Below are 13,363 nucleotides of genomic sequence, written 5' to 3' on the forward strand. Positions count from 1 at the left end.
CGCGACGAGGTCGGCCATCGAGTCCGCGACTGGGCGGATCTCGTTCATCCGTCCGACGATCTGGCCGGCCGGCATCGCCACCACCTCGGGATTCTCGGCGGCGACGATCCGCTGGTGCGCCTCCGCGACGAGGATGTTCTGCAGCGGCATCGGCAGCGCATCCGGAGCACCGGGCTTCGACCACGCCTCTGTCCACTTCGTCTTCAGCAGACGCGCGGGCTTGCCCGAGTAGATCCGCGAGCGGACAGTGTCGCTCGACGTCGCCGCGAGGAGCGCCCGCTGCGTCGCCGACGTGCCCTTCTCGGCGCTGCCGAGACGGTACTCGGCGGCGGTCAGCCAGTACGACCCCATCCACACACCCTGTGCACCGAGCGCCATCGCGGCCGCGACCTGACGTCCACTGCCGATGCCGCCGGCAGCGAGCACCGACGCGGAATCGCCTACGGCATCGACGATCTCGGGAACGAGAACCATCGAGGCGATCTCGCCGGTGTGGCCGCCCGCCTCGTAGCCCTGGGCGATGACGATGTCGACACCGTTCTCGACGTGGCTCAACGCGTGCGGGACGGCCCCGGCGAGTGCCGCGACCGGGACGCCGTGCTGATGTGCCTCGTCGATGACGTCCTTCGGCGGGGAGCCGAGGGCGTTCGCGATCAGGGCCGGGCGGTGCTTGAACGCGACGTCGAGCTGCGCCCGGGCGACCGAGTGCAGCCAGCCGAGGACGCCGGTGTTGTGCTCGACGTCGTCGGACAGCGGCGGCACCCCCAGCTCGTCGAGGGTTCGGTTCACGAACGCCCGATGCTCGGCGGGGATCAGCTTGTCGAGGTCGACGGCGCTGCCCTCGGTGGGGATCTTCGCCGGCATCACCACGTCGACACCGTACGGCTTGCCGTCGGTGTTCTCGTCCATCCAGTTCAGGACGGCGTCGAGTTCCTCGGCGTCGTTGAACCGGACGCACCCCAGCACGCCGAGGCCGCCGGCCCGTGAGACGGCCGCCGCGACATGCTCCGACGGGGTGAACGCGAAGATCGGGTACCGAATGCCGAACTTCTCGGCAAGATCGTTGTGCATCAGGACTTTCCGTTGCCGTTCGAGTAGTGACCGTCGGCGTCGCGCTCTTCGGTCTGCTGCTTCGCCCACTTGTAGTCGGGCTTGCCCGCCGGAGACCGCTTGATCTCGTCGACGAACCAGACGCTGCGCGGCACCTTGTAGCCGGCGACCTCGCCGCGGGCCACGGTCACGATGTCGTCGATGCTGGGGCGAGCGCCGTTCCGGGTGGAGACGACCGCTGCGACCCGCTGACCGAAGCGCTCGTCCGGGACGCCGACGACGAGGACGTCGAACACGTCAGGGTGCATCTTGATGGCACCCTCGACCTCTTCGGGGTAGATCTTCTCGCCGCCGCTGTTGATGGACACCGAGCCACGGCCCAGCATCGTGACCGTGCCGTCCGCCTCGACGGTGGCGTAGTCGCCGGGGATCGAGTAGCGAACGCCGTTGTACGTCTTGAACGTTGCGGCGGTCTTGACCTCGTCCTTGTAGTAGCCGAGCGGGATGTGTCCGTGGCGGGCGAGGACGCCGACCTTGCCGGAGCCGGGCTCGATCTCGTTGCCGTCGTCGTCCAGGACGACCGTGGCGGCGTCGATCTTCACGCGCGGGCCACCGGTGTGGGTCTCACCCTTGGTGACGGTGCTCAGGCCACCGAAGCCGGTCTCGGACGAGCCGATCGAGTCGGTGATGTAGCGGTTCGGCAGCAGGTCCAGGAACTCGTCCTTGAGCGCGGGCGAGAACAGGGCCGCACTCGAGGCCATGACGTACAGGCTGGCGAGGTCGTAGGGCTCACCCGTCTCCGGGTTGCCGGCGCGCAGGGCGTCGAGCATCGGCCGGGCCATCGCGTCACCGGTGATGAAGATGAGGTTGACCTTGTGCCGGTCGATGACCTGCCACACCGTGTGGGCGTCGAACTCGGGGTTCATCACGAGGGTTCCGCCGCCGAAGAGGCTGTGGAACACCGCGGACTGGGAGCCACCGTGGATCATCGGCGGGATCGGGAACCGCACCATCGCAGGGCTCTCGGCACCGACCTTCGCGAGCTGCCACTCGTCCTCGACGCGTTCGCCGGTGACGAAGTTGACGCCGCCGCCGAGCACGCGCCACCAGTCCTCGTGACGCCACATGACGCCCTTCGGCATGCCGGTGGTGCCGCCGGTGTAGATCATGAATATGTCGTCGGGGCTGCGCTCACCGAAGTCGCGGTCGGGCGAGCCCTTGGCCAGCGCCGCCTCGTACTCGATCCACTCCACGCCGTCCGTCGACGGGTACTCGAGATCGGTGCCGTCCTCGACCACGACGACCGTCTTCACGAGCGGCGTGTTCGGCAGCACCGCGGCCACCCGGTCGACGTAGCGACGCTCGACGAGGAGCGCGGCCATGTCCGAGTTCTCGAAGATGTACTGCAACTCGTTCTCGACGTAGCGGTAGTTGACGTTCACCATCACCGCGCGCGCCTTGACGATCGCGACCATGGTCTCGATCGCCTCGATGGTGTTGCGCGAGTAGATACCCACCTTGTCGTCCGGCTGGAGCCCACGATCCTGCAGGTAGTGGGCGAGTCGGTTGGCCCGCTCCTCCAACTGCGCGAAGGTGATCTCGCGGGTGCTGTCCACCAGCGCCACACGCTCGGGGTTCAGGTCGATGGAGTGCTCGACAAAGTCTGCGATATGTAGGGCCACGTCGATCAAAGTAGAACGTGTTACCGTTTCTGGCAAGAGCCAGTTTGAGATCCAGTTCACACTGCAACCGGGAGCAACAAGTGTCCTCCACCACAGCCGAAATTTCAGACGTTTCGGACAAGTCCGCGCACTGCCTCGTCGAGAAGCGCGGCCACGTCCTCATCATCACGATGAACCGCCCGGAGGCCCGCAACGCCCTCTCCAGCGAGATGATGGCGATCATGGTCGACGCCTGGGACCAGGTCGACAACGATCCCGACATCCGGGTGGCGATCCTGACGGGCGCCGGCGGCACGTTCTGCGCGGGCATGGACCTGAAGGCGATGAACAAGAACGCCCCCGGCGACGCGTTCTCCGCAGGCAGCCTCGACCCGACCAACCTCCCCGCCCTGCTCAAGGGCCGCCGCCTCAAGAAGCCGCTGATCGCGGCGGTCGAGGGCGCGGCGATCGCCGGCGGCACCGAGATCCTGCAGGGCACCGACATCCGCGTCGCCGCGGAGAACGCCCGCTTCGGCGTCTCCGAGGCCAAACTGGGCCTGTTCCCGCTCGGCGGCTCCGCGGTCCGGCTCGTCCGGCAGATCCCCTACACCGTCGCCGCCGACATCCTGCTCACCGGTCGCACCGTGCCGGCGCCCGAGGCCAAGGAACTCGGCCTCATCGGCTACGTCGTCCCCGAGGGCGAGGCACTGACCAAGGCCCTCGAGATCGCCGAGCGGATCGCCGCCAACGGTCCGGTCGCCGTCCAGGCCATCCTCGAGACCATCCGCGTCACCGAGGGCATGCACGAGGAAGAGGCGTTCAAGCTCGAGGCGAAGATCGGCGCCGAGGTGTTCAAGAGCGACGACGCCAAGGAAGGCCCCCGCTCGTTCGCCGAGAAGCGCCAGCCGAAGTTCCAGGGCAAGTAGCCCTCGACGAGTTCGCCCGTGTGCCCTGCCGTCCTCGTGACGGCAGGGCACGCGTGTGTCGGTGGAACAATCCCCACCGGAACGAGGTTGTGGCGCACATGAACCCCGACGCCGACGCCCGCCTGCTCGACATCCTCGCCGCGCACACGCGGGGAGTCCTGACGACCGTCAAGCGCGACGGCCGCCCCCAGCTGTCGAATGTCCTCTATGCCTGGGATCCCGCCACCCGGGTCGCGCGGGTGTCGGTCACCGCCGATCGCGCGAAGACGCGCAACGCGGCCAGGGACCCGCGGGTCTCGCTGCACGTGAGCGCCGACGACTTCTGGTCGTACGCGGTGGTCGAGGGCGACGCCGAGCTGAGTTCCGTCGCCACGGATCCGCACGACGCGGCCACCGACGAGCTCGTCGAGGTGTTCCGCGCCGCGTCCGGGTCCGAGCACCCCGACTGGGAGGAGTTCCGGCGCGCGATGGTTGCCGAGCGCCGCGTCGTGCTCCGCATCCGCGCCACCCGCGTCTACGGGATGGCCGAACTTCCCCGGCCGACCAGCTGAACTGCGCGGGTGGACGTCAGAAGTCCTCGTCCACGCACGCGAGCCGGTCGCCGGCCATGCCTGCCGTTCCAGGTTCGGTCATCGTGCGCTGGGCGTGCAACACCAGCGAGTGGGCGGAATCGTCCCGGAACTCCCAGTCGACGGTCGTCGCGGCCTCGGCGTTGCCGGTCGCATCCGTGGTGACGTCGAGCCAGATCTCGTTCTGGGGATTGGCGTAAGCGGGATCTGTCGACGGGGACTCCGGGGTTGCCGCCGGGTCGATCCGATCCTGGTAGTGCGGACCCGAGTCCGACGGCTGCGGTCCGCATCGCTTCGTGTGCACGTGGACACCGAAGTCGCGGTTCGGGGCGAGACCCTTCGCGCTGAACGTCACGGTGGTGCGTCCCGATTCCTCGTCGCTGTCGATGTTCACCGACGAACCCACCGGGACTGCGCCCTCGTCGTAGGTGAAGGCCGCATCGTCCCCTTCGAAGTTGTCGGGTAGGCCGAAAACGTAGCCCCCTGCTCCCGGTGCAATCGGTGGGATGCCGGTCGTCGTCTGGTCCGAGGTGCGGGGCGGCTCAACCGTCTGCGGTCCCTCGTCCGAGCCGCCGTCACCGCATCCGGCGACGACCAGTGCCGACGCCGACGCGGCCGCGATCATCGTTGTGCGTCGAATCTTCATGGACACCGCATGCCCATCCGTCGGCGCGCCGAAACCCGGCGCGCCGACGGACTCGAGAGGAAGCGTCAGGCAGGGTTGACGACGGATGCAAGCTGACGCATCTGCTCGACGTCGCGGGCGTGGACCAGGAGCATCGTGACGCCGGCGTCCTCCCACACCTTCAGCTGCTGCCGCACCTCGTCGCCGTTTCCGATGATCATCGTGTCGGTGACCATCTCGTCGGGCACGATCGACATGGCCTCCTCCTTGCGGCCCGACAGGAACAGCCGCTGGATCTCGGTGACGACGTCGCCGTAGCCCATCCGGGTGTACACCTGGGCGTGGAAGTTCATCTCGGCCGCACCCATCCCACCGACGTAGAGGGCCGTGATCGGCTTCATCCGGGCGATCTCGCCTGCCCGGTCGTCGGTCACCACCACCTGGCACGTCGCGGCGATCTCGAAGTCCTCGCGGCTGCGTCGCGCACCCGGGCGGGCGAAGCCCTCGTCGAGCCACTCGTTGTACATGTCCGCGAGTCGCGGGGTGTAGTAGATGGCGAGCCAGCCGTCGGCGATCTCCGCGGTCAGGGCGACGTTCTTGGGCCCTTCGGCGCCGAGCCAGATCGGCAGGTCCGCACGCAGCGGGTGGGTGATCGGCTTGAGCGGCTTGCCGAGGCCGAGAGCACCGGGACCGGAGTACGGCAGCGGGTGGTGCGGGCCGTCGTTCGTGACGGGCGCCTCGCGGGCGAGGACCTTGCGGATGATCGAGACGTACTCGCGGGTGCGTGCGAGCGGCTTCTCGAACGGCTCGCCGTACCAGCCCTCGACGACCTGCGGCCCGGACACACCGAGGCCGAGGATCGCGCGGCCACCGGACAGGTGGTCGAGCGTCAGGGCGTGCATCGCCGCGGCCGTGGGGGTGCGGGCGGACAGCTGGGCGACCGAGGTGCCCAGGCGGATCCGCTCAGTGGACGACCCCCACCAGGCGAGCGGTGTGAAGGCGTCGTTACCCCACGATTCCGCGGAGAACACGGCGTCGAATCCGCTCCGGTCCGCTTCTGTAACAAGTTCCTGCGCATTCGCCGGCGGCTGGGCCGCCCAGTACCCAAGTTGCAACCCGAGCTTCACCGATTTCCTCCAGTTCACGACAACCTATTGCAGCTCACTTTAGAACCTGTTCTACTCGATTCTGTGACCCCTGGAAAGAGCGGAGTGGCCGAGCAGCCACTGAGAGCACCTCTAAATCTGAAATTCGACTACACCCGATCGGTGGGGCCGACCATCGGCGCATTCGTGACCGGACTTCGCGACCGGAAGGTCGTCGGCGCCCGCGGCTCCGACGGTCGCGTGCACGTGCCGCCGCCGGAGTTCGATCCGACGACCCACGAGCCGATGACCGACTTCGTCGACGTGTCCGACACCGGCACCGTCGTCAGCTGGTCGTGGATGTCCGAGCCCATCGAAGGACAGCCGCTCCCCCATCCCTTCGCGTGGGCGCTGATCAAGCTCGACGGTGCGGACACCTCCATCCTGCACGCGGTCGACGCCGGATCCTCCGACGCGATGAGCACGGGCATGCGCGTCCGTGTCCGCTGGGCGGACGAGCGCACCGGGCACATCCGCGACATCGCGTGCTTCGAACCCGGAGAGAGCGAGTCGACCCCGGCACCGGCCGGCGGCGAGCCCGTCACGGACATCGTCACCCCCGTCGACCTGCACTACACGCACACCGCGTCGTTCGAGGAGACCTACTACCTCAAGGGTCTGATGGAGGGCAAGGTCATCGGCGGCCGCACCGGCCCCGGCGGCAAGGTCTACGTGCCGCCGCGCGGCGCGAACCCCACCGACGGCCAGCCGACGAAGGAGCAGGTCGAGGTGTCCGACAAGGGCACCATCACCACCTTTTGCATCGTCAACGTCCCGTTCCTGGGTCAGTCGATCAAGCCACCGTACGTCGCGGCGTACGTGCTCCTCGACGGCTCCGACATCCCCTTCCTGCACCTGATCCTGGACGTCGACCCGTCCGAGGTCCGGATGGGCATGCGCGTCGAGGCCGTCTGGCGGCCGAAGGAGGAGTGGGTGTACTCGCTCCGCAACATCTCCCACTTCCGTCCGAGCGGTGAGCCCGATGCCGACTACGACACCTACAAGCACCACCTCTAGGAGCCGGTAAAGACCATGACAGACATTGCAGTCGTCGGCTTCGCACACGCCCCCCATGTGCGCGAGACCACCGGCACCACCAACGGTGTCGAGATGCTCGTCCCCTGCTTCCAGCAGCTCTACTCGGAACTCGGAATCACCAAGTCCGACATCGACTTCTGGTGCTCCGGCTCGTCCGACTACCTGGCCGGTCGCTCCTTCTCGTTCATCTCCGCGATCGACTCGATCGGCGCCGTTCCGCCGATCAACGAGTCGCACGTCGAGATGGACGCCGCCTGGGCGCTCTACGAGGCCTGGGTCAAGATCATGACCGGTGAGGTCGAGACCGCACTGGTGTACGGCTTCGGCAAGTCCTCCGCGGGCAACCTTCGTCAGATCCTCGCGATGCAGACGGACCCGTACCTGGTGGCACCGCTCTGGCCTGACTCCGTCTCGATGGCGGGTCTGCAGGCGCGCCTCGGTCTCGAGGCAGGCAAGTGGACCGCCGAGGAGATGGCCTCGATCGCCCAGCGCAGCCGGGCCTCGGCGAAGTCCAACCCCCTCGCCCAGTTCTCCGGTGACGTCGACATCGAGTCGCTGCTTGCCACGGAGTACGTCGCGGATCCGCTGCGCGCGCACGACTGCGCGCCGATCACCGACGGTGCGGCCGCGATCATCCTGGCCCGTGGCGACCGCGCGCGTGAACTGTGCGAGCGACCGGCGTGGATCACCGGCATCGAGCACCGGATCGACTCCCCCGTCCTCGGGTCGCGCGACCTGACGGTCTCCCCGTCGACCGCGGCGGCGGCTCGGGCGGCGACCGGTGGCGACGTCTCGAACATCGACGTCGCCGAGCTGCACGCACCGTTCACGCATCAGGAGATCATCCTGCGCGAGGCGATCGGACTGACGGACGCCACCACGATCAACCCGTCGGGCGGCCCGCTCACCGGCAACCCGATGTTCTCGGGCGGCCTCGAGCGAATCGGCTACGCGGCCAGCAAGATCATGAGCGGTGACGCACAGCGCACCCTCGCCCACGCCACCAGTGGCCCTGTGCTGCAGCAGAACCTGGTCGCAGTCATGGAAGGACGCAACAACTGATGGCGAAGCAACTTGCAGCCGTCCTCGGGACCGGCCAGACCTACTACGTCGCCAAGCGTCACGACGTCACGATGGCAGGCATGATCCGCGAGGCCGTCGACCGCGCCATGGCCGACGCCCACGTCGGCTGGGACGACATCGACGCCATCATCATCGGCAAGGCTCCCGACCTGTTCGAGGGGTCGATGATGCCGGAGCTCGCGATGTCGGATGCGCTGGGCGCCAACGGAAAGCCCCTGCTCCGCGTGCACACGGCCGGATCGGTCGGCGCGTCGACCGGCAACGTCGCCGCCAGCATGGTGCAGTCGGGCATCCACAAGCGGGTGCTCGCGGTGTCGTGGGAGAAGCAGTCCGAGTCCAACGCGATGTGGGCGCTGTCCACCCCGGTGCCTTTCACGATGCCGGTCGGCGCGGGTGCGGGCGGGTTCTTCGCCCCGCACGTCCGTTCCTACATCCGCCGCTCGGGCGCACCCGACCACATCGGCGCGATGGTGGCCGTCAAGGACCGCCGCAACGGTGCACTGAACCCGTACGCGCACCTCAAGCAGCCCGACATCACCGTCGAGTCGGTACAGGCGTCCCAGATGCTGTGGGACCCGATCCGGTACGACGAGACGTGCCCGTCGTCGGACGGCGCCTGTGCGATCGTCATCGGCAACGAGGACGCCGCCAAGGACGTCCTGTCCGAGGGCCGCAAGGTGGCGTGGATCCACGCGACGTCGATGCGCACCGAGCCGCTGTCGTACGCCGAGCGCAACGTCGCGAACCCGCAGGCCGGCCGTGACGCCTCGGCCGCGCTGTGGAAGGCCGCGGGCATCACCGACCCGCTCAAGGAGATCGACGAGGCCGAGATCTACGTGCCGTTCTCGTGGTTCGAGCCGATGTGGCTGGAGAACCTCGGTTTCGTGCCGGAGGGCCAGGGCTGGAAGTACACCGAGTCAGGCGAGACCGCGATCGGCGGGCAGCTGCCCGTCAACGCGTCGGGTGGCGTGTTGTCGTCCAACCCGATCGGCGCGTCCGGCATGATCCGCTACGCCGAGTCGGCGATGCAGGTGATGGAGCGGGCCGGTGACCACCAGGTCGACGGCGCCCGCAAGGCGTTCGGTCACGCCTACGGCGGTGGCTCGCAGTACTTCGCAATGTGGGTGGTCGGCTCCGACCGCCCGACCAACTAGAAGGGGAACGCGCCGTGAAGTTCAGCGTCGGAATCGCCATGAGTCCGCTCGAGCAGCTGGTGCCGCTCGCGCAGACGGCCGAGGAGTGCGGGTTCGCGAACATCGCGCTGCCGGACTCCCTGTTCTTCATGGAAACCGCTGCGGCGGACTATCCGTACACCCCGGACGGCTCCCGGATGTGGAACGCCGAGACCCCGTGGGTGGACCCGCTCATCGCCGCTGCGGCGATGGGCGCGGCCACCTCCACGATCGGCTTCTACACCAACGTTCTCAAGCTGGGCTCCCGCAACCCCCTGCTGCTCGCGCGGCAGGTGGGTTCGGTGGCCAACCTCACGCAGGGCCGTTTCGGGTTCGGCGTCGGAATCGGCTGGGCGCCGGAGGAGTTCGAGTGGTGTGGTGTCCCGTATGCGAAGCGGGGTGCCCGGGTCGACGAGATGATCGAGGTCATCAAGCTGGTCCTCGGCGGCGGCATGGTCGAGTACCACGGGAAGTTCTACGACTTCGACCGCCTGCAGATGAGTCCGGCGCCGAGCTCACCGGTGCCGTTCTACGTCGGTGGGCACACCGAGGTCGCACTGAAGCGCGCCGCCCGCGTCGGTGACGGCTGGACGTCGGCGATGATGAAGTTCAAGGATCTCGCGGCGACCAAGCTCCGCCTGGACGAGCTGCGCGCCGAATACGGCAGGGAGAACGAACCGTTCGAGATCCAGGCGGTGTGCATCGACCGGTTCGGTAAGGACGGCTACGCCGAGCTCGCCGAGGCCGGCATCACCGACACGATCGTGGTCCCGTGGCTGTTCGACGGGGTCGCGTTCGACGGACCGCTCGAAGCCAAGCAGGACTCGCTACGCAAGTTCGCCGCCGAGAACATCGGATAGGAGCGTCATGAGCGACACCACGACCACGACACCGGTCGGCACCGCCAACGAGGAGCATCCCGCACTGACCGCATCGAAGGCGTCGCAGTCGGCGGCGAGCGGGAAGCGCAAGGAAGAGTGGCTGAACCTGTTCGCCGAGGACGGCTGGGTCGAGGACCCGGTCGGCCCTTCGGGTTTCGACCCCGAGGGCAAGGGACACCACGGCCGTGAGGCGATCTCGAAGTTCTACGACATGACCATCGCCAACACGGATTCGCTGACGTTCATCATCGACGACCAGCTGCTGTGCGGAAACGAGGTCGTCAACATCGGGCGCATCCGCACCGTGATGGCAGGTGCGCAGATCGACGCCGAGGGCGTGTTCGTCTACCGCGTCAACGAGGAGGGCAAGCTGCAGTCGCTGCGGGCCTTCTGGGAGGTCGAGCGGGCGATGAAGACTCTCGTCAAACTCTGACAGAACACCGAAACGAGAAGGGCTGCACCGAAAGATCGGTGCAGCCCTTCTCGTTTCGTCGTGTTCGCTTCCGGAACCGGCGACGCCCTCACGCCGCGGCCCGGAAATCCGACAGCGCCGGCGGGAACCTCACGATCCCGCCGGCGCCGCCTCGCACACTGCTCGGTGCTCTCCCTCAGTGAGCCGTCAGTGCGCGACGGGGCAACCCCCACCGGTGCCCTGGGTCTTGTAGTCCACCTGGTACTCCTTCAGGCCGTTCAGCCAGCCGGAGCGCAGGCGGCGCGGGGTCGCAACCTCGACGATGTCGGGAACGAAATCCGCGATCGCGTTGAAGATCAGGTCGATCTCCATGCGGGCGAGGTTCGCACCGAGGCAGTAGTGCGCACCGGTGCCACCGAACGAGAGGTGCGGGTTCGGGTCACGGGTGATGTCGAAGGTGTGCGGGTTCTCGAAGACCTCTTCGTCGAAGTTCGCCGACACGTAGTTCATCACCACGCGCTGCCCCTTCTTGATCTGTACGCCACCGATCTCGGTGTCCTCGAGCGCGGTGCGCTGGAAGGCCGCCACCGGGGTGGCCCAGCGGATGATCTCGTCCGCAGTGGTCTTCGGGCGCTCCTTCTTGTACAGCTCCCACTGTTCGGGATTGTCCATGAAGGCCTTCATGCCGTGCGTGGTTGCATTGCGCGTGGTTTCGTTGCCCGCGACCGCGAGGACGATCACGAAGAAGCCGAACTCCTCCGCGGAGAGCGTCTCTCCGTCGACGTCGGCCTCGATCAGAGTGGTCACGATGTCGTCCGCCGGCGTCGCCTTGCGGGCCTCGGCGAGCTGGTACGCGTAGCCGAGGATCTCCATGGAGGCGGCAGCGGGATCGTCCGTGGACTCGGGATCGTCGTAGGAGGTCATCTGGTTGGACCAGTCGAACAGCTTGCCGCGATCCTCCTGCGGGACACCGATGAGCTCGGCGATCGCCTGCAGCGGGAGCTCCGCGGAGATCTGGGTGACGAAGTCACCACTGCCCTCCGCGGCGGCGGCCTTGACGATCTTCTCGGCGCGATCGGCGAGCTCGTCCTTGAGGCTGTTGATGGCGCGCGGGGTGAAGCCACGAGAGACGAGCTTGCGCAGCTTCGTGTGCTCGGGGGCGTCCTTGTTCAGGAGGACGAAGCGCTGCAGTTCGATGTTCTCGCGCGGGATGTCGTCCTGGAAGCGCGGGATCGCGGTGTTCTCCCAGGTGGAGAACACCTCGCTGCGCATCGACACGTCACGGATGTCCTCGTGACGGGTGACCAGCCAGTAGCCACCGTCGTTGAATCCACCGACGCCGTCCGGCTGCTCGACCCAGTACACGGGCTCGGTCCGGCGGACCTCCGCCAGCTCCTCGACCGGAAGTCGGTGTGCGTAGATGTCGGGGTCCGTAAAGTCGAAACCCGCGGGAATGTTGGGCTGCGCCACTGCTGTCTCCTGCCCTTGCGAACCATGTCGCTCAGTGATCTGTAACACGTTCTACTCGTATTGAATCACAGCCCTCTCCTCTAGGAAAGATCTGCGGCCACAGTCCTTGCCGCCATACGGAACCTGTTCTACTTTTTTGAGAGAATCGTGAAAGGAGCCCACCGTGGGCACACCAGTAATCGTCGAAGCCGCCCGCACCCCGATCGGGAAGCGCGGAGGCTGGCTCTCCGGGCTGCACGCCGCCGAGATCCTCGGCGCCGCGCAGGTCGGTGTCCTCGAGCGGGCCGGGGTCGACCCCGCCCTCGTCGAGCAGGTCATCGGCGGCTGCGTCACGCAGGCCGGCGCGCAGTCCAACAACGTCACCCGCACCTCCTGGCTCGCCGCCGGGCTGCCGTGGCAGGTCGGCGCCACCACCATCGACGCCCAGTGCGGATCCGCACAGCAGGCCAACCATCTGATCGCCGGCCTGATCGCCGCCGGCGCCATCGAGGTCGGCATCGCCTGCGGTGTCGAGGCGATGAGCCAGGTTCCGCTGGGCGCCAACGTCGGCACCGAGGCCGGCCCGCGTCGCCCCGAGTCGTGGAACATCGACATGCCGAACCAGTTCGAGGCGGCCGAGCGGATCGCCAAGCGCCGCGGACTCACCCGCGACGACGTCGAAGCGCTCGGTGTCCGGTCCCAGGCCCTCGCCAAGCAGGCGTGGGAAGAGGGACGGTTCGACCGCGAGGTGCTGCACGTCGCGGCACCCGTCGTCGACAAGGAGGGCAACAAGTCCGGCGAGACGCAGATCGTCAGCCGCGACCAGGGCCTACGCGACACCACCGCCGAGTCGCTCGCGAAGCTCAAGCCCGTCCTCGAGGGCGGCATCCACACCGCGGGCACCTCCTCGCAGATCTCCGACGGCGCCGCGGCCGTCCTGCTCATGGACTCCGACCGCGCGCTGGCGCTCGGCCTGAAGCCGCGGGCGCGGATCGTCTCGCAGGTCCTCGTCGGCGCCGAGCCCGAGTTCCACCTCGACGGACCGGTCCAGGCGACCGCCCGGGTGCTGGAGAAGGCAGGCATGAAGATCGGCGACCTGGACCTGTTCGAGGTCAACGAGGCGTTCGCGTCCGTCGCGCTGTCGTGGGCGCAGGTCCACGGCCCGGACATGGACAAGGTGAACGTCAACGGCGGCGCCCTCGCCATCGGCCACCCGGTCGGCAGCACCGGCTCGCGGCTGATCACCACCGCGTTGCACGAACTCGAGCGCCGCGACGGCTCGACCGCGCTGATCACGATGTGCGCGGGCGGCGCCCTCGCCACCGGCACGATCATCGAGCGGATCTGAGCGT

13 protein-coding genes are annotated in these 13,363 nt (G+C 67.7%); 8 read left to right on the forward strand and 5 right to left on the reverse strand.

Annotation, left to right across the window (positions count from 1 at the left end; all coding sequences use genetic code 11):
- The coding region (locus tag ACFSJG_RS25925) for an NAD(P)H-dependent flavin oxidoreductase (protein ID WP_378488125.1) at positions 1-1,071 on the reverse strand (1,071 nt) is incomplete at its 3' end.
- Positions 1,071-2,732, reverse strand: a complete 1,662-nt coding sequence (locus ACFSJG_RS25930; protein WP_378488126.1) for an acyl-CoA synthetase — start codon at positions 2,730-2,732, stop codon at positions 1,071-1,073. The genes ACFSJG_RS25925 and ACFSJG_RS25930, both read right to left, overlap by 1 nt.
- 80 nt (positions 2,733-2,812) lie before the next feature.
- On the opposite strand from ACFSJG_RS25930, the gene ACFSJG_RS25935 reads away from it, so the two are divergent.
- Positions 2,813-3,637, forward strand: coding sequence for a crotonase/enoyl-CoA hydratase family protein (locus ACFSJG_RS25935; RefSeq protein WP_378488127.1), 825 nt, complete (start codon positions 2,813-2,815; stop codon positions 3,635-3,637).
- A gap of 98 nt (positions 3,638-3,735) precedes the next feature.
- Positions 3,736-4,188: a PPOX class F420-dependent oxidoreductase gene (locus ACFSJG_RS25940; protein ID WP_378488128.1), complete on the forward strand. Its 453-nt coding sequence runs from the start codon at positions 3,736-3,738 to the stop codon at positions 4,186-4,188.
- Between the two features lie 16 nt (positions 4,189-4,204).
- Here ACFSJG_RS25940 and ACFSJG_RS25945 read toward each other — a convergent pair whose 3' ends face one another.
- The gene (locus ACFSJG_RS25945; protein WP_378488129.1) at positions 4,205-4,852 is read right to left on the reverse strand and encodes a superoxide dismutase family protein; all 648 of its coding nucleotides are present in this window, start codon (positions 4,850-4,852) and stop codon (positions 4,205-4,207) included.
- 65 nt (positions 4,853-4,917) lie between these two features.
- Positions 4,918-5,958 carry an LLM class F420-dependent oxidoreductase gene (locus tag ACFSJG_RS25950; RefSeq protein ID WP_378488351.1) on the reverse strand — a complete coding sequence of 347 codons (1,041 nt, stop codon included), beginning with the start codon at positions 5,956-5,958 and terminating at the stop codon, positions 4,918-4,920.
- 63 nt (positions 5,959-6,021) lie between these two features.
- Here ACFSJG_RS25950 and ACFSJG_RS25955 point away from each other — a divergent pair, with 63 nt between their 5' ends.
- From ACFSJG_RS25955 to ACFSJG_RS25975, 5 genes are read left to right on the forward strand one after another with little or no spacing between them, the layout of a single operon-like run.
- On the forward strand, positions 6,022-6,993 hold the full coding sequence (locus ACFSJG_RS25955) for a Zn-ribbon domain-containing OB-fold protein (protein ID WP_378488130.1): 972 nt from the start codon (positions 6,022-6,024) through the stop codon (positions 6,991-6,993).
- 15 nt (positions 6,994-7,008) lie between these two features.
- Positions 7,009-8,076: a thiolase domain-containing protein gene (locus ACFSJG_RS25960; RefSeq protein ID WP_378488131.1), complete on the forward strand. Its 1,068-nt coding sequence runs from the start codon at positions 7,009-7,011 to the stop codon at positions 8,074-8,076.
- On the forward strand, positions 8,076-9,251 hold the full coding sequence (locus ACFSJG_RS25965) for a thiolase domain-containing protein (protein WP_378488132.1): 1,176 nt from the start codon (positions 8,076-8,078) through the stop codon (positions 9,249-9,251). Before ACFSJG_RS25960 ends, ACFSJG_RS25965 begins: the two co-directional genes overlap by 1 nt.
- Before the next feature lie 14 nt (positions 9,252-9,265).
- Entirely contained in the window at positions 9,266-10,129 is an 864-nt protein-coding gene (locus tag ACFSJG_RS25970) for a TIGR03619 family F420-dependent LLM class oxidoreductase (RefSeq protein ID WP_378488133.1), read from the forward strand.
- Positions 10,130-10,136: 7 nt separating this feature from the next.
- Positions 10,137-10,583: a nuclear transport factor 2 family protein gene (locus ACFSJG_RS25975; protein WP_378488134.1), complete on the forward strand. Its 447-nt coding sequence runs from the start codon at positions 10,137-10,139 to the stop codon at positions 10,581-10,583.
- A gap of 186 nt (positions 10,584-10,769) precedes the next feature.
- Here the strand turns inward: ACFSJG_RS25975 and ACFSJG_RS25980 are convergent, their stop codons facing one another.
- Positions 10,770-12,032, reverse strand: coding sequence for a cytochrome P450 (locus ACFSJG_RS25980; protein ID WP_378488135.1), 1,263 nt, complete (start codon positions 12,030-12,032; stop codon positions 10,770-10,772).
- A gap of 163 nt (positions 12,033-12,195) precedes the next feature.
- Here ACFSJG_RS25980 and ACFSJG_RS25985 point away from each other — a divergent pair, with 163 nt between their 5' ends.
- On the forward strand, positions 12,196-13,359 hold the full coding sequence (locus ACFSJG_RS25985) for a steroid 3-ketoacyl-CoA thiolase (RefSeq protein WP_378488136.1): 1,164 nt from the start codon (positions 12,196-12,198) through the stop codon (positions 13,357-13,359).
- Positions 13,360-13,363: the final 4 nt, after the last annotated feature.

The organism is Rhodococcus gannanensis, assembly GCF_042681175.1.
Classification (GTDB): domain Bacteria; phylum Actinomycetota; class Actinomycetes; order Mycobacteriales; family Mycobacteriaceae; genus Rhodococcus_G; species Rhodococcus_G gannanensis.